General features: G+C 65.2%; 18 protein-coding genes. 9 read left to right on the forward strand and 9 right to left on the reverse strand.

The genetic code is table 11. The annotated features are described in order from the left end of the window. Window positions 1–12: 12 nt before the first annotated feature. Window positions 13–1572 carry a methyl-accepting chemotaxis protein gene (locus tag DID99_RS11470; protein WP_124666711.1) on the reverse strand — a complete coding sequence of 520 codons (1560 nt, stop codon included), beginning with the start codon at window positions 1570–1572 and terminating at the stop codon, window positions 13–15. Window positions 1573–1801: 229 nt separating this feature from the next. Here DID99_RS11470 and DID99_RS11475 point away from each other — a divergent pair, with 229 nt between their 5' ends. Beyond that, on the forward strand, window positions 1802–3316 hold the full coding sequence (locus tag DID99_RS11475; RefSeq protein WP_124646320.1) for an MDR family MFS transporter: 1515 nt from the start codon (window positions 1802–1804) through the stop codon (window positions 3314–3316). Between the two features lie 91 nt (window positions 3317–3407). Here the strand turns inward: DID99_RS11475 and DID99_RS11480 are convergent, their stop codons facing one another. Beyond that, window positions 3408–4406, reverse strand: a complete 999-nt coding sequence (locus tag DID99_RS11480) for a quinone oxidoreductase (protein WP_124666712.1) — start codon at window positions 4404–4406, stop codon at window positions 3408–3410. 125 nt (window positions 4407–4531) lie between these two features. Here DID99_RS11480 and DID99_RS11485 point away from each other — a divergent pair, with 125 nt between their 5' ends. Beyond that, window positions 4532–5524 (forward strand): LysR family transcriptional regulator, encoded by a 993-nt coding sequence (locus DID99_RS11485; protein ID WP_124666713.1) that lies wholly within the window; start codon window positions 4532–4534, stop codon window positions 5522–5524. A 13-nt stretch (window positions 5525–5537) separates the two neighbouring features. Here DID99_RS11485 and DID99_RS11490 read toward each other — a convergent pair whose 3' ends face one another. Next, window positions 5538–6659 (reverse strand): porin, encoded by a 1122-nt coding sequence (locus DID99_RS11490; RefSeq protein WP_124666714.1) that lies wholly within the window; start codon window positions 6657–6659, stop codon window positions 5538–5540. Window positions 6660–6726: 67 nt separating this feature from the next. Then, complete coding sequence (locus tag DID99_RS11495; RefSeq protein WP_124666715.1) at window positions 6727–8091, reverse strand: MFS transporter; 1365 nt, start codon at window positions 8089–8091, stop codon at window positions 6727–6729. A gap of 399 nt (window positions 8092–8490) precedes the next feature. Here DID99_RS11495 and DID99_RS11500 point away from each other — a divergent pair, with 399 nt between their 5' ends. The 4 genes from DID99_RS11500 (at window position 8491) to DID99_RS11515 (ending at window position 12145) form a co-directional block, all read left to right on the forward strand. Then, window positions 8491–9510 carry an AraC family transcriptional regulator gene (locus DID99_RS11500; protein WP_124666716.1) on the forward strand — a complete coding sequence of 340 codons (1020 nt, stop codon included), beginning with the start codon at window positions 8491–8493 and terminating at the stop codon, window positions 9508–9510. Window positions 9511–9610: 100 nt separating this feature from the next. After that, entirely contained in the window at window positions 9611–10174 is a 564-nt protein-coding gene (locus tag DID99_RS11505) for a GNAT family N-acetyltransferase (protein ID WP_124666717.1), read from the forward strand. 9 nt (window positions 10175–10183) lie between these two features. Beyond that, window positions 10184–11041 (forward strand): MerR family transcriptional regulator, encoded by an 858-nt coding sequence (locus tag DID99_RS11510; protein ID WP_124521827.1) that lies wholly within the window; start codon window positions 10184–10186, stop codon window positions 11039–11041. Between the two features lie 123 nt (window positions 11042–11164). Then, the gene (locus tag DID99_RS11515) at window positions 11165–12145 is read left to right on the forward strand and encodes a sulfonate ABC transporter substrate-binding protein (protein ID WP_124520741.1); all 981 of its coding nucleotides are present in this window, start codon (window positions 11165–11167) and stop codon (window positions 12143–12145) included. Window positions 12146–12532: 387 nt separating this feature from the next. Here the strand turns inward: DID99_RS11515 and DID99_RS11520 are convergent, their stop codons facing one another. Further along, window positions 12533–13876, reverse strand: coding sequence for a PLP-dependent aminotransferase family protein (locus DID99_RS11520; RefSeq protein WP_124666718.1), 1344 nt, complete (start codon window positions 13874–13876; stop codon window positions 12533–12535). 302 nt (window positions 13877–14178) lie between these two features. Between DID99_RS11520 and DID99_RS11525 the strand changes: the two genes are divergently transcribed. Together DID99_RS11525 and DID99_RS11530 are read left to right on the forward strand one after the other, a co-directional pair. Further along, on the forward strand, window positions 14179–14961 hold the full coding sequence (locus tag DID99_RS11525) for a sulfite exporter TauE/SafE family protein (RefSeq protein ID WP_124666719.1): 783 nt from the start codon (window positions 14179–14181) through the stop codon (window positions 14959–14961). Window positions 14962–15087: 126 nt separating this feature from the next. Continuing rightward, a complete protein-coding gene (locus DID99_RS11530) occupies window positions 15088–16413 on the forward strand; it encodes an epoxide hydrolase family protein (protein ID WP_124666720.1) in 1326 nt (441 codons plus the stop codon). A 298-nt stretch (window positions 16414–16711) separates the two neighbouring features. Here the strand turns inward: DID99_RS11530 and DID99_RS11535 are convergent, their stop codons facing one another. The 4 genes from DID99_RS11535 to DID99_RS11550 all read right to left on the reverse strand — a co-directional run bounded on the left by DID99_RS11535 (window position 16712) and on the right by DID99_RS11550 (window position 21250). After that, window positions 16712–17668 carry an ornithine cyclodeaminase family protein gene (locus DID99_RS11535; protein WP_124485192.1) on the reverse strand — a complete coding sequence of 319 codons (957 nt, stop codon included), beginning with the start codon at window positions 17666–17668 and terminating at the stop codon, window positions 16712–16714. An 18-nt stretch (window positions 17669–17686) separates the two neighbouring features. Further along, the gene (locus DID99_RS11540) at window positions 17687–18745 is read right to left on the reverse strand and encodes an asparaginase (RefSeq protein WP_124485193.1); all 1059 of its coding nucleotides are present in this window, start codon (window positions 18743–18745) and stop codon (window positions 17687–17689) included. Further along, on the reverse strand, window positions 18742–19995 hold the full coding sequence (locus DID99_RS11545; protein WP_124666721.1) for a D-amino acid dehydrogenase: 1254 nt from the start codon (window positions 19993–19995) through the stop codon (window positions 18742–18744). Before DID99_RS11545 ends, DID99_RS11540 begins: the two co-directional genes overlap by 4 nt. Before the next feature lie 172 nt (window positions 19996–20167). Beyond that, the gene (locus tag DID99_RS11550; protein WP_124666722.1) at window positions 20168–21250 is read right to left on the reverse strand and encodes a GlxA family transcriptional regulator; all 1083 of its coding nucleotides are present in this window, start codon (window positions 21248–21250) and stop codon (window positions 20168–20170) included. 227 nt (window positions 21251–21477) lie between these two features. Between DID99_RS11550 and DID99_RS11555 the strand changes: the two genes are divergently transcribed. Then, window positions 21478–22632, forward strand: a complete 1155-nt coding sequence (locus tag DID99_RS11555; RefSeq protein ID WP_124485196.1) for a branched-chain amino acid ABC transporter substrate-binding protein — start codon at window positions 21478–21480, stop codon at window positions 22630–22632. The last annotated feature ends 27 nt before the right edge of the window (window positions 22633–22659 follow it).

A 22659-nucleotide genomic window follows, 5' to 3' on the forward strand; every position in this document is an offset into this window, starting at 1 on the left:
AACCACCGTTCCTCAAGCTACCCGAAACGCCCCCACCGCCCGCCGCAGCCCATCGGCCTGCTCCTCGAGCGAGGCCGCAGCCGCCGCCGCCTGCTCGACCAGCGCCGCGTTCTGCTGCGACACCTGATCCATCTGCGACACCGCGCGGTTCACCTGCTCGATCCCGTCGCGCTGCTCGTTCGACGCGGCCGCGATCTCGGTCATGATGCCCGTCACACGGCCGATCGCCTGCTGGATGTCCTGCATCGTCGCGCCGGCCACGCCGACCAGCCGCGACCCCGTCGCGACGCGCTCGACCGACTCGCCGATCAGCGTGCGGATCTCCTTCGCGGCCGACGCCGAGCGCTGCGCGAGCGTGCGCACCTCGCCCGCGACCACCGCGAAGCCGCGGCCCTGCTCGCCCGCACGCGCGGCTTCGACCGCCGCATTCAGCGCGAGGATGTTGGTCTGGAACGCGATGCCCTCGATCGTGCCGATGATGTCGGCCACCTTCTGCGAACTCTGGTCGATCTCGTTCATCGTGCCGATCACCTCGCCGACGACCGTCGCGCCGCGCGTCGCGATCTCGCTCGCGTTGTCCGCGCACGCCTGCGCCTCGACCGCGTGATCGGCGTTCTGCTTCACGGTCGCCGTCAGCTGTTCCATGCTCGCGGCCGTCTCCTGCAGCGCGGACGCCTGCTCCTCGGTACGCTGCGACAGGTCGGTGTTGCCGGCCGCGATCTGGTGCGTCGCGGTCGAGATCGCTTCGGAACCCTGGCTGACCTGGCGCACCGTATCGGCAAGGCTGCGCTGCATGCCCGTCACGCCCTTGACCAGCTCGGCCATCTCGTCACGCGACGACCAGCGCACTTCCGACGTCAGGTCGCCGTCCGACAGGCGGCGGAAATGCGACAGCAGGCGGTTCACCGGTTGCGTGATCGCGAAATGCAGGCCGACCGCGCAGCCGAGACACGCGGCGAGACCGAACGCGATGCCGGCGATCGCGCCCGCGCGCATCCAGCCGTAATAGGTCTGCGCGGTGTCGTAGACGTCCTTGCCGCGCGCGGCCTGGTACGCGTCGAGCGCGTCGGTCGCCTGCGTGAGCGCGACCGACAGCGGCGGCGCGACCGTCATCAGCAGGCGGTCGGCGTCGTCGCGGCGTCCCGCGCGGATCGCGTCGATCATCGGCTTCAACGCCTGTCCGATCAGCGCCTGGCGCGCGGCGTCGAGCCGGGTCGCGAGCGGGCCTTCGTCGCCGTCGTGCGGCATCGTCGCGTAGGTGCGCCACGCGGCGTCGGCTTTCGCGAGATAGCCCTCGGCCTTGTTGACGATCTCGGGCACTTCCGGCGCCTCCGGATGCAGCATCGCGCGGTCGAGCGTGGTGCGCACGATCGTCAGATTCAGGCTCGCGGCGGACAGCGCGGTCTTCGCGGCCAGCTCGCGCGTATAGGCTTCGTCGAGCGCGCGGTTCGAGCGCTGCATGCCGGTCAGGCCGATCAGGCCCGACACGACGAGCAGCACGGCGACGAGCCCGAGCGTGGAAAAAATCCGCGTACGGATCGAGAAACGGGAAAACAGGGCGTTCAGGTTCATGACGGGACGGGAGCGATAAAGGGTGCCGCGGCAATCGGTCCGCGGCACTCTGGATTACGGTTTGCCTGCAAAAAACTTGAGTCCGGTCCGCCGTCGGGCTGATCGCGATCAATTTTCCCGGCCGGCAATCTCCTGTTACCGATGCAACAAATCGAGGCCCGGCAGAAATTGACCAGGCAATAAATTATCTCTATATTTCGCTCAATTCCCTGCCATGGCAGATATCTCGATGAGAACCGATACCCTCCTTGCCCCGCCAGCCGCCGACGCGGCCCGCCGCGACGCGCCGACCGGGCTGATCGTCGCCGCGCTGCTGCTCGTCATGCTGCTGTCCGCGCTCGACCAGACGATCGTGTCGACCGCGCTGCCGACCATCGTCGGCGAGCTCGGCGGCCTCGACCAGTTGTCATGGGTCGTCACCGCGTACCTGCTGTCGTCGACGGTCGTGCTGCCGCTGTACGGCAAGCTCGGCGACCTGTACGGCCGCAAGATCGTGCTGCAGGCCGCGATCGTGCTGTTTCTCGCCGGCTCCGCGCTGTGCGGCATCGCGCAGGACATGACGCAACTGATCGTGCTGCGCGCGCTGCAGGGGCTCGGCGGCGGCGGGCTGATGGTCGTCACGATGGCCGCGATCGGCGATCTCGTGCCGCCCGACCGACGCGCGCGCTATCAGGGGATGTTCGGCGGCGTGTACGGCCTTGCGACGATCGTCGGGCCGCTGCTCGGCGGCTTCCTGGTCGAACACCTGTCATGGCGCTGGATCTTCACGATCAACCTGCCGCTCGGCCTGCTCGCGCTCGCGGTGATCGGCATCGCGTTCCGGCCGCACACCGCCCACGTGAAGCACCGGATCGACTACATGGGCGCCGCGTTCCTCGCGACGGCCCTCACCTGCGTGATCCTGTTCACGAGCGAAGGCGGTTCGCTGCTGCCGTGGTCGTCGCCGCAACTATGGATGACGCTGGTGCTCGGCGTGGTCGCGGTCGGCGGCTTCATCTACGAGGAGCGGCTCGCGGCCGAGCCGATCATGCCGCTCGAACTGTTCCGCCAGCGCACCTTCGTGCTGATGAGCCTGATCGGCTTCGTCGTCGGCATCGCGCTGTTCGGTTCGGTCACGTTCATTCCGCTCTATCTGCAGGTCGTGAAAGGCTCGACGCCGTCGCAGGCCGGGATGCAGCTGCTGCCGATGATGGGCGGGATGCTCGCGATGTCGGTGGTCAGCGGTCGGCTGATCTCGCGGCTCGGCACGTATCGGCCGTTTCCGATCGCGGGCACGCTGATCGGCGGTGTCGCGATGGCGCTGCTGTCGACGCTGTCGCTCGACACACCGCTGCACACGATGTACGCGTACATGGCGCTGCTCGGGATCGGGCTCGGCATGGTGATGCCGGTGCTGACGCTCGCGGTGCAGAACACGGTCGAATTCCGGCACATGGGGGTCGCGACGTCGGGCGCGACGCTGTTCCGCTCGATCGGCGGTTCGCTCGGCGTCGCCGCGTTCGGCGCACTGTTCTCGCACGGGCTGCAGTCGCGGATCGTGCAGGCGCTGCCGGCCGGCACCGAGCTGCCGCCCGCGCTCGGCCCGGCGGCCGTGCACCAGTTGCCGGATGCGGTGCGCGATGCTTACCTGCATGCGTTCGCCGGGTCGCTGCACGTGGTGTATCTCGCGGCGGCCGGCGTGATCGCGATCGCGTTCGTGCTCGCCTGGTTCGTCGAGAGCGCGCCGCTGCGCAAGCACAACTGATTCGCAGGCCGGCGGCAGCGATCGCCGGCCGATCGAAGCCACGAGGCGACCGTTCTCCCGATTTGCGATCGCCGTGCCGCCCCGCCCGCCGTCACGGCACCAGCACCACCCCGCCCGTCGTCTGCCGCGACTCCAGCAAGCGATGCGCGTCGGCCGCCTGTTCGAGCGGCAGCCGCGCGCCGATCTCCACGTGCATCCCGCCCGCGAGCCGCTCGAGCGTCGCGCGCGCCGCTTCCCGATACCCCGCCACGTCACGCGCGATGAAACCCAGCACGCTCGGCCGCGCCAGCGCGATCGAGCGGGCCGGCCCGAGTTCGTCGAGATCGATCGTCTGCCGCGCGCCGATCGCGGCGACCTGCCCAATGCTCGCGACCATCCCGAACGGCCGGACCGCGCCGAGCGTACGCGTCAGCACGTCGCCGCCGATTCCGTCGATCGCGTAGTCGACGCCCGCGCCGCCGCCGAACGCGCGGGCCGCCGCGACGAAATCCGCCTCGCGATAATCGACCACCGCTTCCGCCCCGTGCGCGCGCACCAGCGCCGCCTTCGCGGCCGAGCCGACCGTGCCGATCACCCGTGCGCCGAGCGCGCGCGCCCACTGCGTCGCCAGCAAGCCGACGCCGCCGGCCGCCGCATGCACGAGCACGGTCTCGCCGGCGCCGACCTGCCGCACGCGGTGCAGCAGCATGTAAACAGTAATGCCTTTCAGCAGCCCGGCCGCGGCCGCGTCGTCGCTCACGCCGTCGGGCACGGGCACCACGCGCTCGGCAGGCAGCGTGCGCAGGCTCGCATAGCTGCCGGTCGGCAATCCCGCATAGGCAACGCGCTGGCCCGGGACGAGCGCCGTCACGCCGGGCCCGACCGCCTCGACCACGCCGGCCGCCTCCACGCCGAGCGCGTCCGGCAATGCCGGCAACGGGTGCGCGCCGGTCCTGAAATAAATGTCGACGAAATTCACGCCGACGGCGGTCTGGCGAATCCGCACCTCGCCGGCACCGGGCGGCACGACGAGCGCATCGACACGGCGCAGCACGCCGGCGTCGCCGTAGCGGTCGATCCCGATCCGGGTGGCGGTGGCAGTTTGGGTCATGGCGTTCCTCTCGATCGAATGAAGTGACACGATCATCCCATCGTGCATAATCGAACGGAATTCCCGTTACGCGCCCATCTACTGTGCAAAATTCGACCGAACCAACGGCAGTGTCCGCGCCGCCGATGAGCTGGGACGACCTCCGCTATTTCCTCGCGGTGATGCGCGGCGGCAGCCTGTCGGCCGCGGCGCGGGCGCTGCAGGTCCAGCATTCGACGGTTGCCCGGCGCATCGACGCGCTGGAGTCCGCGCTCGGCATCCGGCTGTTCGACCGGCTGCCGCGCGGCTGGCCGCCGACCGACGAAGGGCTGCATCTCGCCGAACATGCGGCGCGCGTCGAAACCGACGTACATGCGTTCGCGCGCACCGCGCAGGGGGCGGCGGCGCTCGAGGGGGTGGTGCGCGTGTCCGCGTCGCCGGTGTTCGCGAGCCACTTCCTCGCGCCGCGGCTCGCCCGCGCGCAGCGCGCGTGGCCCGCGCTGCGGATCGACCTGATGGGCGAAATGCACGCGGCCAACCTGTATGCGCGCGAAGCCGACCTCGCCGTGCGCTTGTCACGACCGAACGAGCCGGGGCTGGCCGCGCGCCGGCTCGGCACGATGCGCTTCGCGCTGTGCGCGTCGCCCGACTGGGCCGCCGCGCCGCCCGACACCTGGGCATTCCTCGGTTACGACGACGCGCTCGCGCAAATGCCGCAGCAGCAATGGCTCGAGCGCTTCGCGGCCGGGCGCCGCTTCGCGTTCGTCGCCAACGACCTGGCCGCGCTGCATCGTGCGTGCGTGGCCGGTGCGGGAATCGCGTTGCTGCCGCGCTTTCTCGTCGACGATCCAGCACTCGACGCCCTGCCGGCAGCGTCCCGGTCGCCCGGCGAATCCGAAACCGGCGGTCCCCGCGACGCGGCCGGTGCCCGCGCCAACGCCCACCAACCCGCCCGTGCCGCCGCGGCAACCGACGCAGCCGCCCCCGCGGCGCTCGTCGAACTCACTGCCGCACCACGCTGCGACATCGAGCGCGAAATCTGGCTCGTCGTTCATCCTGACGTGCGCCGGTCGCCGCGCGTGCAACGCGTCGCGGATGCAATCGCCGACGCGGTGCATGCGGCCGACGGGCGGCTCTGACGCCCCGGCCCCGTCAGAACTTCTGCTGCAACCCGGCCATGATTCCCAACTGGTCACGCCCCGCGTCGACCGTCCCGCCGGCGGCGACGGCCTTGGCCGCCGTCGGGCCGTTCAGCATGTAGCCGACCGACGTATAGACGCGCGTGCGCTTCGACAGCAGGTAACTGGCACGCCCGACCAGCAGGGTCGCGCTCGCGCCGGTATTGCGCGCCGACCCGCGTTGCAGGTAGCGCGTGCCTTGCGCGTCGAACGATACCGCCGGCGTCCGCGCGTAGGTCACCCCGGCGAACAGGATATCGGTCTGCACATGGGCCGAGGCCGCGACGTTGTTTCGTATCCACCCCGCGCCGAGCTTCGCTCGCCCCACCAACGCGTAGCCGTCGACGACGGTGTGCGTGCTCGTATGGGCGCTGCTGCCTAGCGGCGGCGCCGCGCCCGGTCCGCCGCGCTTGACATCGCCGGACGCGGCGAAACCGAAACGCGGCGTGTCGTATGCGACCAGCGCCGTATATTGCCGGCACGCGAGCGGACTGCCGGGCACCTGCCCCGCGCAGCCAGTGGCGGAGGGGCCGGCCGGCCCGGCGGCGTCGCGCCCGAAGCTGTAGGTGCCGCCGATCGTGAATCGGCCGAACTTGCCCAGGTAGCCGATCGCATTGTCGCTTCGAGCATTCGGCAGATACGCGTCGAAGTTGCTCGGGGAATGGATCGACGGCCCGATCACGTCGGCGTTGGCGAGCGCATGGGCCGTCATGTTCATCTGCCTGCCGAGCGTGAGCGTTCCATAGGCGCCGCCCAGCCCGACGTTCGCCTGCCGGCCGAACAATCGCCCGCCGCCACCGAGCCGGCCCGTGCCGGGCTGGAAGCCGCTTTCCAGCACGAAGAACACCCGGTATCCGCCGCCGAGCTCCTCGACGCCCTTCACGCCCCACCGCGACGGCATTGCGCCCGTCAGGTGCGGCATGTCCACCGTCGATCCGCCCTTCGCCGCGCGGTTGTAATAGGAAATGCCTGTATCGACAATGCCGTACAACGTCGTGCCGCCTTGCGCATGCGCGATGCCGGATGCCGCCGTCAGCGCCCATGCAAGCGCTCGCCGCTTCGCAACCGTCCGCCTCTCAGCGGAGCCGATCCGCATGACCGGGGCTTTCCATGCGCCACACGACGCAGCGCCCCGTCGCGCCGCATTTGCGCCGGCGCACTGCTCAGGATTGCTTGACATATGCCTGCTGCCGTTCGCCGGGGCTGCCCGCCTGATCTCGATGCGAAGCCGAGCGTCGATGATCGATCAGGCCGACCGCGAGCGCCGCCGCCAGCGCGGGCAGCCCGATCGCCATGAAGTTGCGCTCCAGCGGCAGATCAATGCCGACCAGCACGCCGATGACGATCGGCGCCAGGATCGCCCCGCCGCGGCCGATGCCCAGCGTCCAGCCGATGCCGGTCGAGCGGATCGCGACCGGGTAGAACTGCCCCGCATACGCGCAGTTGACGATCTGCGTGCCGATGGTCGACGCGCCGGCCAGCCCGACCAGCACGAACAGCAGCGCAGTCGGCATCCTGTAGCCGAGCAGCGTGATCGAGATCGCCGCGAGCAGATACATCGAAACGAGCACCGTCTTGATCGGAAAGCGATCGGCCAGCCAGCCGCCGCCGATCGCGCCGACCATCGCGCCGGCGTTCAGCACCAGCACGAACGTCAACGCGGAACCGAGGCTGTAGCCCGCCCCGGCCATCAGCCGGGTCAGCCACGAACTGAGCGCGTACACCATGAACAGGCACATGAAGCAGGCAATCCAGAACATGACCGTGCTGATCCCGCGACCGTCGTCGAACAGCCGGCGCACCGGCGCGTTGCCCGCCTGTTCCTCCCGCGGCAAGACATGGCAGTCGTCCGGTCGGGGCCGGTAAGCGGGATCGAGCCGGCACGCGATGCGCGCGAGCTCGCCCGTCCTGCCGCGCCTGATCAGGAACGACATCGATTCCGGCATCCATTTCATGAGCAGCGGGACAAGCAGCACCGGCGCGCCCGCGGCGACGAACACCGACCGCCATCCGTACGCCTCGATCATCCCCTTGCCCATCACGGCCGCCAGCATGCCGCCCACCGAATAGCCACTGAACATCAGCGTCACCAGCGTGCTGCGCATGCGGCGCGGCGCGTACTCGGTCATGTGGGCGATCACGTTCGGCATCACGCCGCCGATGCCGATCCCCGCCAGAAAGCGGGCGGCGCCGAACAACGCGGGCGTCGGCGCCAGCCCGGCCGCCGCGGTAAAGACGCTGAACAGCGTCAGGCAGGCCGCGATGGCCCGCCGGCGCCCGATCCGCTCGGCGACGGTCCCGAACACGATGTTGCCGAACATCATGCCGAACAGCGCCGAACTCACCATGAAGCCGGCATGCGCGGGGCTGACGCCCATGTTCTTCATGATCGCCGGCAGCGCGATGCCGGCCACCGCGAGATCGTAGCCGTCGAACACGATGATCAGCGCGCACCAGAACAGCACGACACCGTGCAGCGGGCCCAGCCGCGCATCGTCCGAGAGCGCCTGCAGATTGATTTGACGCATGGAGTTCCTTCCTTTTCCAGTGGGGAGGCTTCGAATCAGTACGATCGGCCGGCCCGCATATTTAGTAGTTATCCGAATTTATTTACGAGATGCACCGGCTTCCGGTCGAACGTCGACGCAGTGTAGGAAGCCACAATGATTCCCACTATCCGGAATTTGCATGCCGCGCACGAATTCAATCCGTTTTTTTCTCACGCCGGGCTCTATCCGGATTTTTCCTGAGCGGGAACAGGACTGTCCGATTCTTGCAACCCCGTGCGATACCTTAGACAAGCCTGACGAAGATCAATATCATCCATTCAGGAGATTTCGCGCACGCAAGAAAAACCGATGCGGCACGACGCGCATCCGCGGCCCAGCCGGATGCACTGCACGGAAATGCCGCACAGGAGACGCCCCATGCCCCTCACGCCGAATGCGGACGTGCTGTCCGCGCTGTACCGGAATTGCCTGTTCCGATCCGGATCGCGCACGGATGCGCACGAGCAGGTTTCGGCGGAACTGGCCGAGCATGTGCTGCGCTGGAAGCACGGCGTGCCCGACGCCGCGCTTTTCAAGGGGCGACTGAATCGTCTGAGCGTCTACGCGCTGCAGTACGGCGCCGAAGTCGAGGTCGTGCCGCGCCCGTTCGACGGCTTTTCGCTCGTCCACACGTCGCTCGCCGGCGGCGCCGAAATCGACTGCGACGGACATGTGATGGACGTGCTCGAAGGACGGACCGCCGTGCTCGCGCCCAGGACGCGCGTGCGCCTGCGCTGGCGGCCCGGCACCCGGCAACTGATCGTCAAGGTCCCCGATGCGCTGCTGCGGGCGGTTTCCGGCCACCCGCCCGACGACGGACCGCCCGCCCTCGCGCCGGGATTTCTGTTGCCGCCTGCACTGGCCTCGCAATGGGACCTGATCGCACAGTTGCTGCTCAACGTCCTCGCGCTGGCCGGCGACGGCGGCATTCGGGCCGAGTGGCGCGACCACTTCGAACGCAGCCTCGCGTTATTCCTGCTCGTACATTGCCCGCCGCCGTCGGCAACCGGGAATGCCCTCGCGTCACCGGAAGCGTGCAACCCACCGGTGACATCCGGATCCCCGGGCGGCATCCGACAAATGGACGCGCTCCTCGAATTCATCCATGCGCGACTCTGCGCGCCCATTTCGCTCGAGGATCTCGCCAGGGCGGCCGGCGTCAGCTTCCGGACGCTGAACGTGCTGTGCCGCAGCTACCACGGCGCAACCCCGATGGAACTGCTGCGCAACATCCGGCTCGACGCCGCCCGCGTGCAACTGCTGACCGACCCGATGGCCAGCATTACCGATACGGCGCTGACGTTCGGTTTCGGCCACCTTGGCCGCTTTTCGGGCTATTACTTCGCCCGCTTCAACGAGTTGCCGCGCGATACGCAGAGGAAGCGGCTGCCGAACTGAATGCGACGACGCGCGACGTCCGGCCGTCGCCCGGCCGTCGCTTTACGCGCCGGGCAATCGCCCGCATAGTAAGGGTTTGCCCATGCCTCCGCCCGTTGCCATGTCCGCCACCCCCGCCGCCTGCGTCGTCCGCGACGCGACCGATACCGATCTCGACGCCATTCACGCGATCTACGCGCACCACGTGCGCCACAGCGTCGCGTCGTTCGAGGAGGCGCCGCCCGACATCGACGAACTGCGCGCGCGCCGCGACGCAGTGCTGCGTCACGGGCTGCCCTATCTCGTCGCGGAATGCGACGGCCGCATCGCCGGCTACGCGTACGCAACGCCGTATCGCACGCGCAGCGCGTACCGCCACACGATCGAGGATTCGATCTACATCGACGACACGCAGCGCGGCCGCGGCATCGGCCGCGCGCTGCTCGCGGCACTGATCGCGCGCTGCGAAACCGGCCCGTGGCGGCAGATGATCGCGGTGATCGCCGACGGCGGCACCGGCGGGTCGACGTCGCTGCACCGCGCGTTCGGTTTCGAGCCGGCCGGCGTGCTGAAGGCGGTCGGTTTCAAGCACGGCCGCTGGATCGACACCGCGCTGATGCAGCGCGCGCTCGGCGACGGCGCACGCACGCTCCCCGCCGCGCCCGAGCCTGTCGCGTCGCGCTAGAATGGCCGCATGTCAAAACAGACTCCAACCATGCCAGACGAGGCCGCGCCGGATTCCCGCAACGAGTACACGGTCGATGAACTCGCTCGCGTGTCCGACACGACCGTGCGCAACGTCCGCGCGTACCAGGATCGCGGGCTGCTCGCGCCGCCCGAGAAGCGCGGGCGCGTCGGCATCTACGACGACACGCACGTCGCGCGCCTGAAGCTGATCAACCACCTGCTCGCGCGCGGCTACACGCTGTCGAACATCCAGGACCTGATCATGGCGATCGACGAGGGTCACGACCTGCGCTCGATCCTCGGCCTGGAAAACGCGATCGGCGGCCGCTGGTCGCACGAACTGCCGAAAACCTATTCGCTCGCGCAACTCGCGCAGATGTTCGGCCCGCAGACGGCGTCGCAACTGTCGCGCGTGACTGAACTCGGGCTGCTCGAACGGCGCGGCCTGTCGTTCGTCGCGAAAAGCCCCGCGCTGCTCGAGGCGGCAGCCGCGATGACGAAGGAAGGCATCCCGCCGCGCGAGCTGCTCGACGTGATCAGCCTCGCGCGGCCGCACTTCGACGCGATCGCGCGGCTGCTCGTCGATCTCGTCGTGAAGCGGCTTGACCGCTATGACGAAGGCACGCTGCCGCCCGTCACCGACGTGCCCGCGCTCGTCGATGCGATCTGGCGCCTGCGCCCGCTCGCGGCCGTGTTCGTCGAGGGCGAGACGAACCGCGCGCTCGAGAACGCCGCCAGTGCGTATCTGGGCGGCCGTGTCGCGACGATCCTCGACCGGAAACTCAGTGACGAAGCGGCACGCCAGGCCGGCACGTCGGATAGGTCCGATGCGTCCGGCCCGCAAGGCGACGGCGACAAAGCATAGGACCGCCGCCGTCATATTCATATCGGCATTGCTTGGTTTGCGGGCCCGACCGCCCATGCGACGATTCTTCCAACCGAGCGGCACACGCCGCTCCCCGAAGACGTTTCGCATGGAGTCCGTTCGATGATTCGTTTCACCCGCTGGATCACCCGCACCGCCGCGACGGCGCTCGTCGCCGTCGCCGCCACATCGGCCTTCGCGCAAGGCAGCGCCGACAAGGTCGTGCGCATCGGCTACCAGAAGGCCGGCCTGCTGTCGGTCGTCAAGACGCAGGGCTCGCTCGAGACGCGGCTCAAGCCGCTCGGCTACACCGTCCAGTGGTTCGAATTCCCGGCCGGCCCGCAACTGCTCGAGGCGCTGAACGCGAACAGCATCGACTTCGGCTACACGGGCGCGCCGCCGCCGGTGTTCGCGCAGGCGGCCGGCGTGCGCTTCGTGTACGTCGCCGCGGAACCGCCGTCGCCGCACAACGAGGCCGTGTTCGTGAAGGCCGATTCGCCGGTCCGCTCGCTCGCCGACCTGCGCGGCAAGAAGGTCGCGCTGCAGAAGGGTTCGAGCGCGAACTACCTGTTGCTCGAAGCGCTGAAAAAGGCCGGCGTACGCTACGACGAAATTCACCCGGTGTACCTGCCGCCCGCCGACGCGCGCGCCGCGTTCGAGAGCGGCAACGTCGACGCGTGGGCCGTGTGGGATCCGTACTACGCGGCCGCGCAGAATTCGCTGAAGATCCGCACGCTGTCCGACTACACGGGCCTCACGCCCGCGAACAACTTCTACGAGGCAACGCGTGGCTTCGCGGAGCAACATGCCGACGTGGTCGGCACGATCCTGAAGCAATTGCGCGAGACGGGCCTTTGGGTCAACGGGCACCCGGCCGAGACGGCCGCGCTGATCGCGCCGAAGGTCGGCCTGCCGCAGCCGCTCGTGGAAACGTGGATCAAGCGTGTGCCGTTCGGCGCGGTGCCGGTCGATGAGAAGATCGTCGCGGTTCAGCAGGGCGTGGCCGATGCGTTCCATGCGGCGAAGCTGATTCCGCAGAAGCTGAACGTGGCCGATAACGCGTGGACCGACAAGGGCGTGGCAAGCGCGCTCGCGGCGAAGTAACGCACGGTTCGCACTCGTTTCGAACAGGCTGACGGGTACCCTGCCCGTCGGCCTGTTTTGGTTCCGTTCGAATTTTCGGGGAACGTCGGGCGCGCTGGCGGCGTTCGGCCATCTGCCCGTACTTCGAACCGCCATTCACACATCGCTTCCATGCGGTCAATTGACCTTCGCGTGCGGACCGTCGAACGACGGCACTCTGTCAACGACGTATTTGGGTCGACCGTAGCTGCACATCCCTGCCGAAATCTTCTTCTGCGCGTAGCCCGGCGGGCAACTGCAGAAGCTCGGTCATCGTGACAATACCTCGCTGACGGGCCGGACTCGTACTTCCGGGTTCGGCCAACAAGCGTCATTCGCACATGCCAATTCGAAGTCTGGTCGCAGACTTTATTCGGTCGACGCGAAATCCTCTTCTCTTGAATTCAGGATTCCGCTCAGTGTGAGCAGACCCGCATCGAGCTGCCCCATGGTTGGCGCAGCAAGCGCAAGCCTGACGGCGTTCGGCGCATGGCCTGGCGAGGCCGCGAAGGTGGTCGACGGCGTCAACGCGATGTCTCGTCGGGCTGCGGCTGCGACTAACGCCTGCGAGCGCCAATGGGCTGGAAGCTTCAACCACAGATGAAAGCACTTTCCGTTCGTCTGAATGTCGAAATCCGACAGACGGTCGGCGGCCAGCTTCTGACGGGCCACGGCGTCGAGGCGTTTCAGTCGTGCGAGTTCGGCAACCGTACCGTCGCTCATCAAGCGCTGCGTGGCCGCAAAGGCAAATCCCGATGCCGTCCATCCGCCCGAGCGCACCGACGCCATCACGGTTTCACGTAACCTACGCGGCGCCACGACGAATCCCAGCGTCAATCCCGGCGCTACCTTCTTCGACAGGCTGTCGATCACAACGCAATTCTCGGGTGAAAGCGCCGCAAGCGGCGGCTCGTCGTCGAGGAAACCGTACACATTGTCCTCGATGATCGGAATGCCGAGCTTTTCTGCGACACGCAAAAGATCTTCTCGTCGCGCAGCATTCATCGTCATGCCCAACGGATTCTGGATTGCGGGCTGAATATAGATCGCCGAAAGATTTGCCTCCCGGTGCGCTTTGAGTATGGCGTCGGGGCGCACGCCGCCTTCGTCCATCGCGAGTGGAACCAATGTGATACCGAGCCGAACCGCGATACCTTTGATAAACGGGTAGGTCAGGGATTCGACGCCGCAGCGCCCGCCCGTCGGAACAATGGCGCCGACCGCGGCGGCAATGCTTTGTCGTCCATTCCCCGTGAAGACCAATTGCTCAGGAGAAGGCGCCCAACCGTCGCGTGTCAGGCATGCGGCCGCGACGTTCCTCAGAGCGGGCGTTCCACTGCTTGTTGCCTGACTCAGGGCGCTCGCGAGTTCGGTAGCCCTTTCGAGCCCGCTCAGGCTTCTCGCGATGAGTGTCGCTTGGTCGGGAAGTATCGGGTAATTGAACTCCAGATCGATCCGGACGTCCCGCGGTTCGCTTGGCGCCGCCGCTCCGCGCCTTGCGTCGCCCGAAACGAACGTTCCTCTCCCTACCTCACCGACGGCGAGCCCTCGTCGCAACAACTCTGCATAGACCCTGCTGGCCGTCGACACGGCGATCTTGCGCTGGTCCGCGAAATTCCGCTGCGGAGGAAGCCGGTCGCCCGGCCTGAGCGTTCCGTCAGCAATGTCCGCGGCGATCGCGTCGGCCAACTTCAGGTATTCCGACTTTGACATTCAATGCACCGAGTTCAATGAATATTGCACCGAGATCAATGTATTTATTGCACCGATATATCATCCGGTGCATTCTGTCTTCACCCCAGATTGTACCGGGATTGCAACGCTTCCACGGCCTATCTGCACGCGCCTTGTTTCGACGAAATCCGCGCAGGCGTCGCATTGACCTCGGAGCATTCATGGAGATGCAATATGCCTTTCACCGCTTCGTTTGCCGCCCGCCCCGCGCATGCGGGAAGGACGACGGGACCTTCACACCTGTTGGGCGGGTGTGACGTCGATCGCGCGAGGTCATCGGGATGATCTCGTCGACCGGCATGGATCTGCAACTGACATTCATGACGATACTGATCGCCTTTGCGGGTGTGTTCGTGATCTCGTTCATGAAAGGGGCGTTCGGCGGCGGCTTTTCGATCGTCGGTATTCCACTGCTGTCGTTGGTGATGGATCCGGTTACCGCGGGCGGAATGCTCGCGCCGTTGTTCATCGCAATGGACCTGTTCGCATTGCGCTACTGGAAGCCTTCGACATGGTCGAAGCCGGACCTGTTGCTGCTTTTGCCGGGACTGGTGACCGGGATCGGCGCCGGCTATCTGACCTTCCGACTGCTCGACCACCGCGCGATTGCAATTGTGATGGCGGCGATTACGCTGATCTTCGTCGGACTATGGTTGGTCGGAGGCGCAGCGTTGACGGTCCGTCCGCGTTCCAGGCCAAAGGCGATCACAGCGGGTCTCGCCTCGGGCGTGACCACGATGGTCGCGCATTCGGGCGGCCCGCCGCTCGCAATGTATCTGCTGCCTCTTGGCCTCAGCAAGGAAGTGTATGCGGGGACGACGAGCATGTTCTTTACCGTGGGGAACGCGACCAAGGCAGTGCCATGGCTGCTGCTGGCCAGGCCGACCGGTAATGTCTGGATCGTGATGGCGGTCTGCCTCTGCGCAATTCCTGCTGGTATCGTGACCGGTTGGCGACTTCACGCGAAACTGGATCAACGTCAGGTTTATCGAGCCTGCTACGGACTGCTGGTGGTGGCCGCGATGAAACTGCTTTGGGATGGCGTAACAGGGTATCTCGCATAAGCGTGGCAAACGAGTCTGTATCTTTGGTTCATATCAATAAGCAGTACTGATATATAGGGCGATCGACAAACGCACTCGTCGTGTTGGTTGATTCACCGACTTTCTGTACTGAACACTGGAGTTTGTATGTCAATTGATGTTTCTCCGACGACCGCATCGCGCCGTCATTTCATGGGCGTCGCAGTGGCAGCCGCCGTGGCAGGCTCGTTCAATGCGGCCGCTTTCGCCGGGGCGGATCGACCCGTCGGCGACATCGCCACGTCGGCCGGCGGCGACGAAACCGCGATCCGGCCGTTGCACGTGCATGCGCCGGAGTCTCGGCTCGTCGAATTGCGGCGACGCATCAAGGCAACTCGGTGGCCCGAGCGCGAGACCGTGCACGATGCTTCGCAGGGTGTGCAGCTTGCAACGATGCAAAAGCTCGCCGACTACTGGGCGACGAGATACGACTGGCGCAAGATCGAGGCAAGGCTCAACGCGTTGCCACAATTCGTTACCGAGATCGACGGGCTCGACATTCACTTCATTCATGTGCGGTCGAAACATCAAAACGCGCTACCGATCATTGTCACGCACGGCTGGCCGGGTTCGATCGTCGAACAGTTGAAAATTATCGATCCACTCACCAATCCGACAGCGCATGGCGGGTCGCTGTCGGATGCTTTCAACGTCGTGATTCCCTCGTTGCCCGGGTATGGTTTCTCGGGCAAACCAACGACGACTGGCTGGGATCCGCAGCGCATCGCTCGCGCGTGGGTCGCTCTGATGCAACGTCTCGGGTACGAGCGATACGTCGCGCAAGGCGGTGACTGGGGAAACGCGGTCACGGAGCAAATGGCCCTGCTGAAGCCACCGGGGCTGCTCGGCATCCACACCAACATGCCGGCAACCGTGCCGGACAACATCGCGACGGCACTGAAATTCGGCGATCCGGCACCGTCCGGACTCTCATCCGATGAAAAACACGCGTTCGACCAGCTCGATTTCTTCTACAAGCACGGGCTCGGTTATGCGCAGGAAATGGCAAACCGACCGCAGACGTTGTATGCGATCGAAGATTCGCCCGTCGGGCTCGCAGCGTGGATGCTGGACCACGACGCCTCGGGCCTCGCACTCATTACACGCGTATTCAATGGCGAGTCTGAAGGGCTGACACGGGACGACGTTCTCGACAACGTCACGTTGTACTGGCTGACGAACACGGCCGTCTCATCGGCGCGATTGTACTGGGAGAGCAAGCTGAGCTTCTTTGCCCCGAAACATGTTGCGATTCCGGTGGCCGTCAGCGTTTTTCCCGACGAGATCTACGCTGCGCCGCAGAGTTGGGCGGAAGCCGCCTATCCCAGGCTGGTTCACTTCAATCGTTTGTCGAAAGGTGGGCACTTTCCAGCGTGGGAGCAGCCTCAGGCACTATCGGAAGAGCTTCGTGTGAGTTTCCGAGCGCTGCGCTAACCGCAGTGAATGACGCAGCACGGCGCGCTGACGCCCATGCATTGACGCATGCAGCTCGCCGTGTTGGTGGCGACATGACAGGCCGGCCGCGTGCCCGGTCGACGACGTGCACGCCGGGCGCGGTAAGGGATTGCCGACCGACCTTGGGGGCATCTGTGACCGTCGGCCGGTGCTCTCCTGAGAGCGGCCGTTGAGGTGGCGACTGATCGATGGTCGGTAATGGGTCGATCTGCGTCTGTCGCGGGCGCCGGGTGGCGGCCGGCCGAGTTCGGCCACAAAGAGACGTTTACCTGTTTCTCTACCGAGACATCTGGACGTCCGGTCCTAGCTCAGCCTCCGCCACTGCCATCGCCCTGCGCGTGACCAGCTCGCCGAGTGCAACGTCGGCAAGCGCAATCCCAAGCGATTTGAAGACCGTTATATCGGCTTGCGAGCGCGTCCCGGCAACTCCATTGGCGATGACATCGCCGAGTTCCGCAACGGTGCTCCAGTCAACGACACCCGGCGCCGCCATCAGCAGATCCCCCGCCTCTTTCTCTGCCTGCTCTAGTGATTCGACAACAATCATGCCGGCCCGGGAAAGCGTCGTATCGTCCACTTCGCGTGCGCTTGGCTTGCTGGAGCCGATCGCTGCGACGAAGGTTCCTGGTTTGAGGTCGGCGCCGTCGAAGAGCGGGACCGTGCTGCGGGTTGCAGTGACAACGACGTCGGCCACCTGCACCGCTGTTTCTGCGGTTGAGGCCTCAAAGCGTACGCCAGCGTAACGCGCCTGCATTTGCGCAATCGCTTCCTGCACGCCCTCGATGCCGACCACCAGTACGCGCTTGATGCCCGAATTCTCGACAAGCGCCCGGATGTGGGCTCTCGCCTGGACGCCAGTTCCGAACACGGCCAGAGCCTCAGCATCGGTGCGGCCAAACGTATCAAACGCGACGCGGGTTACCGCCGCTGTGCGGTATTCCGTGAGTGCGCCGCCGTGGATAATGGAGAGCAACCTGCCGTCACGAGTGGAAAACAACGGAATCACGAAGTCGAAGACGCCGTTGTGCGTCGAGTAGACCTTCGCACCGCACACGCCGGCAGCGGGCAGAATTGCCCCCATCGTGCTCAACGACACGTTTTCGCCGAGCGTGCGCACGCGTGACTGAATCTTTGCGTGCCGGCGGCCTTGTTCAGCAAGCGCAAAGCGCATTGTTTCAATGGCGTCGCCCATGGTGATCAGCCGTTGAACCTGATCGTCGGTAATGATGTACATGGTATTTCCTGGCAGGGTTCAGAAGCGGTAGAAGGCTGCCTGCAATGCGCGGCGGTCATCCGGATGGCTGAGCATCGCCAGCATCAGGAGAATGCGAGCCTTTTGAGGCGCCTGATCGTCGACGACGATCCAGTCATAGTCGTCGTCAGGCTGCGCGCCGTTGCGCACGACTATGCCACTGCCTGTGCGCGAAGCCCTCACCACGTGCATGCCGCCGCGCGTTGCCTCCCGCAGCGGCCCGACCATATGCTCCGCGATGTTGCCGTTGCCGGTGCCAGCGAAGACAAGGCCGCGCGCATCCGCTGCAATGGCGCGGACGAGACTACTGCCAAGCGCGCCGTAGGCGTAGACGACGTCGACTTTTGGCAACGCCTTGATGTCGTCGATGGACCACGGGGTGGAAACAGTATGATCGCGCGATGGCATGCGGTAGTAGCGAGGCTTGCCTTGGGTCACGTAACCAAGCGCGCCGTAGGGCGAGCGGAATGCCTCGAGCTTGAAGCTGTTTGTCTTCGTAACGTCTCGAGCAGTGTGGATTTCTTCGTTTGCGACGACAAGCGTTCCCTTTCCATGCGAGGACGGATGAATGGCTACCGCAATCGCGTCGTAGAGATTCAGCGATGCGTCGGAGCTCATCGCCGATGGCGGCCTCATCGAACCAACTACAACGACGGGCTTCACGCTCTTCAACGTCAGATGCAGAAAGTACGCGGTTTCCTCGATGGTGTCAGTGCCGTGCGTGAGAATGACACCGTCTACTGTGTCGTCCTTGAGCACCTCGGACACCCGCTTCCCGATCATGAGCAGGTGCTGTTCGTTGAAGTTCTCTGAGCCCGCCTGCAGCAGCTGTTCTGCGCTCAGGTTTGCGAGCGACGACGCTTCTGGAATGGCCGACAAGATTTCATCAATCGGGAGCACTGAGCACGCGTATGCTGAAGTGTCGACAGCGCTTGCGCCACGGCCGGCAATCGTACCGCCCGTGCCGATGACCACAATATTGGGTTTGTCTTTCATTCGGTATCGACTCGAGGAATTTTTGATTGAGGACAGCCGTGCGCCACAGGCTGCACGGCTCATTGGGCGAGCGCGAAAAAGCTGGACAGCGACGAGTCAGGCTTGCCGTCGATCCAACCCGTGAGCAACGCAGCTGAACCGGAGGCCAACGTAAAACCGAGCGCACCATGCCCGATGTTGAGCCAGAGATTCGGATAACGCGTGGGCCCGATAATCGGCTTGCCGCGTGGCGTGGCGGGACGCAGCCCGGTCCACTCAGTGGCGTCAGCGTGATTGGCTACAACCTGAGGGAACAGCGCGGCGGCCTCCGCATGTAGCGCGGCAACGCGTGATGGATCGGACTTCAGGGAGTACCCGTCTAGGTCGGCCATACCTGCCACGCGCAACCGGTCGCCAAGTCGCGCATAGACCACTTTGCGGGCGAAATCGGTAACACTCAACATCGGTGCTATTGCCTGAGGTCCCAGCGAGTAGGTCAGGCTGTAGCCCTTGAGAGGATAGACGGGCACACGAACGCCCAATGGCTGGAGCAGGTGCGCAGCGCTTGCCCCGGCAGCTACGACGACATGGTCCGCTTCGAGTGTCCCGCCGCCGCTGCGCGCTACGATGTGTCCGCCTTTGGCGACCTCCAGTGCGTCGATGCGCGTATTCATCGCAAACTGCACGCCGCGTGCCCTCAAAATGGCTTCAAGACCTTTGCTAAAGCGATGGCAATCGGCTGTATCTTCGCTACGCGTATAGATACCGCCGACAATCAGCTCGCGCACATCAGTCAGTGCGGGTTCGAGCGCGACGCATTCGGCGGCAGACAGTGCCTCCTGCTCGCAGCCGAGCGAGCGCTGGAAATCAAGCAAATCGATGGCACCCTTCATGGCGGCAGCGTCGCGGTGCAGGACGAGCTTTCCAGAGTGTTGAAAGTCGAAGTCGAGCGTGGGTTCGTCGCGCAGGAGTTGGTGCATGAGCGCGCGGCTCGCAAATGAGAGCGAGAGCAACTCGCGCGTGGTGAGATTGCTACGCCGGTGCGTGCAGGCGAACACGAATTTCAGGCACCAGAGCCACTGCTCGGTGCTCACCGACGGCCGGAAGCGCACTGGCGAATCCCGTCGAGCGAGCCACGCGGGCAGCTTCGACAGCACGCCCGGCCCGGCAAGCGGCGCGACGTAGCTATACGACAACTGGCCGCCATTACCGAAGCTGGTCTCGGCGGCCACATCACCATGCCGGTCGATAACGATGACCTGATGTCCGGCCCGGTTCAGATAGTAGGCGCTCGCCAGACCGACGACACCTGCACCCAATACGGCAATCTGCATGTCGCTTGTTTCCCTGTTTCACGGTGCACTCACACGAGACAGGATGTTGAGCCAGGCGACACCAGCGGGATTGCACTGAAGAGCAAAAAAACAGAAGAAACGCGACAACGAATCTCCGCCGGACAGGGTGCGCGCAGCGATGGCGTCGCCCCCCCCCCTCGGCCGCACAGCTTCAGTCCTCGGTTGGACCTGCGCGCGAACCACGCAGCTTGCCAGGGGTCACGCCGTAGGTCTCGCGGAACACCCTGATGAAATGCGCGGAATCGGCAAAACCACACTCATATGCGATGTCAGTGACCTTGCGCCCGGTGTTCAGCAGCATCCAGCGCGCGTAGCGTAGCCGCATACCTCGATAGAACTCATTCGGCGACACCTTCATCTCGGCCATGAATGCCCGCTCGAGCTGGCGCACGCTCGTGCCAATCATCTTCGCGATCACCGCGATGTTAAGCGGCGCTTCGAGGTTTTCCTCCATGAGCAGCGCAGCATGGCGTACGTTTGCATCGTCCACCGACAGGTAGCCCAGTGCGCGGCGGCGCTCGATGAACGAGGCGCCGGCCTGCCGACTTACGGTCATCTGGTGAATCACCTTCGATGCGCGGTCAGGTCCGCAATGCAGATTGATGAGCCGCGCGGCGAGCTCGATGACCGAGATGCCGCCCGCACACGTGATGCGATCGCCGTCAATAAAGTAGTCGGCATGCGTGACGACGCGTAGCCCGGGGAACATGTTGCGATAGTCGTCGAAGTGAAAGCTGTGCACGCATGCGACGTGATCCTGCATGAGCCCGGCATGGGCGAGGACAAAGCTACCAGTGCAGATGCCTACCAGCGGAACGCCCGCCTGTGCGGCGGCGCTCAGGTAGTCCCAGTAGCGCCTGTCCACCTTCTCGAGATGCGGCAGCAGGCCGCCGATGACGACGATGTAGTCGAACTGCCCGACTTCCGGAAAGGCCGCCTGCACCGGTACAGCGATACCGCAGCTCGATTCGACGGTGGTGTCGTGCACGCCAATCGTCGTCCAGAGACAGCGCAACTGACGACTCTGGTCGCTGCGATCGGCAGCGTGACGTAACGCGTCACAGAGCCCGCCAAGCGACAAGAGCGGAAAGCGCGGCCATAGCAGGATTCCGACATTGAGCTCCGCGCCGGAACGCCCCAGAAGCGACTCGGGTGCCGTAGAAAGCGAGTCAAGCCGGCCCACCAGTTCGTGGGCCGGCGGCGCTTTGGCCGGGGGATCGTCGGAGGAAAACATGGGCAGCGCGAGTAATCGGTGTCACGCCATTATAAGACCGCACGGTACGCATCGCCGCTGTCGCATTTCTTCTGTTTTCTGGCAAATCGGTGCAATGCCGCTGGTTTGTGTCTGCATAAATTTGTCTCGCCAGCGCAGACCACCTGCCGCGCGGTACAAGGACAGAGGCGACGGGGACAATCCAGCGGATCGCCCTCGATGCAGATAACTATCGATGAGGTAATGCAATGACCAAGAGCAAAATATTGGGTCGCCGTGCGACGACCTTTGGCATTCTGGGGGCGCTGGCTGCCGTTTCTGCCGGGGTGGCGCATGCCGACGAAACCGTGAAAGTCGGTGAAGTTGCGCCTCTCACCGGTCCGGCTTCATATCTGGGCAAGGACACTGAGAACGGTGCAAGGCTCGCGGTCGAGGAAATCAACGAAAAGGGGCTTGTCGTCGGCGGAAAGAAGGTCACGCTGGTTCTCGACACCGAAGACGATGCTGGCGATCCGCGCCAGGCCACGCAGGTCGCACAAAAGCTTGTCGACGCCAAAGTAGTGGCGATAGTCGGTCACATGAATTCTGGAACGACGATTCCGGCCTCCAAGATCTATCGTGACGCCGGTATCGTTCAGGTCTCACCGTCGGCTACGAATCCGGCGTACACGCTCCAGGGCTTCAAGACCGCATACCGCGTGGTGGCAACTGATGCCCAGCAAGGGCCGGCCCTCGCCGATTACGCGATGCGGAAGTTAAAAGTCAGGACAGTTGCCATCGTCGACGACGCCACCGCATATGGGCAGGGTCTGGCCAATGAATTCGAGAAACGTGCGAAGGCAGATGGCCTTTCGGTGGTTTCGCACGACGCGACCAACGATAAGGCTATCGACTTCCGCGCTATCCTGACAAAAATCAAGGGCGCGCATCCGGACGTAATCATGTATGGGGGCCTCGACGCAACGGGCGGCCCGTTTGCGAAGCAGGCCAAGCAGCTCGGCATGACGCAGAAGATTCTTGCAGGCGACGGCCTGTGTGCCGACGACCTTTCGAAACTCGCCGGGGACGCGGCCGATGATGTGATCTGCTCCGTCGCAGGCTCGCCGCTCGAGAAGATGCCCAAGGGCCCGGCCTTCATGCAGCGCTACGAAAAGCGCTTCGGTACACACCCCGTCCTCAACTCGCCATTCGCTTACGACGCTGTATACGTCATCGCCGAAGCGATGAAGCGCGCCGGCTCGACGGCCCCCGACAAGATTCTTGCCGCAATGCCAGCGACGAACTACGAGGGTGTGCTCGGCCAGACACAGTTCGATTCGAAGGGCGACCTGGTCCACGGGACGATTTCCCTCTACAAGTATGTCGGTGGAAAGCAAACCCTCCTTGACTACGTGAAGAACTAACCCGGCAGGGCCGGTTGTTCAACCCGG

Origin of the sequence: Burkholderia sp. Bp8986 (assembly GCF_003854225.1) — a bacterium.
Taxonomy (GTDB): domain Bacteria; phylum Pseudomonadota; class Gammaproteobacteria; order Burkholderiales; family Burkholderiaceae; genus Burkholderia.

What these genes read in the sequence shown, in the direction of transcription:
- DID99_RS11470 (WP_124666711.1), bottom strand. Translation starts at nt 1,572, where the DNA reads ATGAACCTGAACGCCCTGTTTTCCCGTTTCTCGATCCGTACGCGGATT.
- DID99_RS11475 (WP_124646320.1), top strand. Translation starts at nt 1,802, where the DNA reads ATGAGAACCGATACCCTCCTTGCCCCGCCAGCCGCCGACGCGGCCCGC.
- DID99_RS11480 (WP_124666712.1), bottom strand. Translation starts at nt 4,406, where the DNA reads ATGACCCAAACTGCCACCGCCACCCGGATCGGGATCGACCGCTACGGC.
- DID99_RS11485 (WP_124666713.1), top strand. Translation starts at nt 4,532, where the DNA reads ATGAGCTGGGACGACCTCCGCTATTTCCTCGCGGTGATGCGCGGCGGC.
- DID99_RS11490 (WP_124666714.1), bottom strand. Translation starts at nt 6,659, where the DNA reads ATGCGGATCGGCTCCGCTGAGAGGCGGACGGTTGCGAAGCGGCGAGCG.
- DID99_RS11495 (WP_124666715.1), bottom strand. Translation starts at nt 8,091, where the DNA reads ATGCGTCAAATCAATCTGCAGGCGCTCTCGGACGATGCGCGGCTGGGC.
- DID99_RS11500 (WP_124666716.1), top strand. Translation starts at nt 8,491, where the DNA reads ATGCCCCTCACGCCGAATGCGGACGTGCTGTCCGCGCTGTACCGGAAT.
- DID99_RS11505 (WP_124666717.1), top strand. Translation starts at nt 9,611, where the DNA reads ATGTCCGCCACCCCCGCCGCCTGCGTCGTCCGCGACGCGACCGATACC.
- DID99_RS11510 (WP_124521827.1), top strand. Translation starts at nt 10,184, where the DNA reads ATGTCAAAACAGACTCCAACCATGCCAGACGAGGCCGCGCCGGATTCC.
- DID99_RS11515 (WP_124520741.1), top strand. Translation starts at nt 11,165, where the DNA reads ATGATTCGTTTCACCCGCTGGATCACCCGCACCGCCGCGACGGCGCTC.
- DID99_RS11520 (WP_124666718.1), bottom strand. Translation starts at nt 13,876, where the DNA reads ATGTCAAAGTCGGAATACCTGAAGTTGGCCGACGCGATCGCCGCGGAC.
- DID99_RS11525 (WP_124666719.1), top strand. Translation starts at nt 14,179, where the DNA reads ATGATCTCGTCGACCGGCATGGATCTGCAACTGACATTCATGACGATA.
- DID99_RS11530 (WP_124666720.1), top strand. Translation starts at nt 15,088, where the DNA reads ATGTCAATTGATGTTTCTCCGACGACCGCATCGCGCCGTCATTTCATG.
- DID99_RS11535 (WP_124485192.1), bottom strand. Translation starts at nt 17,668, where the DNA reads ATGTACATCATTACCGACGATCAGGTTCAACGGCTGATCACCATGGGC.
- DID99_RS11540 (WP_124485193.1), bottom strand. Translation starts at nt 18,745, where the DNA reads ATGAGCCGTGCAGCCTGTGGCGCACGGCTGTCCTCAATCAAAAATTCC.
- DID99_RS11545 (WP_124666721.1), bottom strand. Translation starts at nt 19,995, where the DNA reads ATGCAGATTGCCGTATTGGGTGCAGGTGTCGTCGGTCTGGCGAGCGCC.
- DID99_RS11550 (WP_124666722.1), bottom strand. Translation starts at nt 21,250, where the DNA reads ATGTTTTCCTCCGACGATCCCCCGGCCAAAGCGCCGCCGGCCCACGAA.
- DID99_RS11555 (WP_124485196.1), top strand. Translation starts at nt 21,478, where the DNA reads ATGACCAAGAGCAAAATATTGGGTCGCCGTGCGACGACCTTTGGCATT.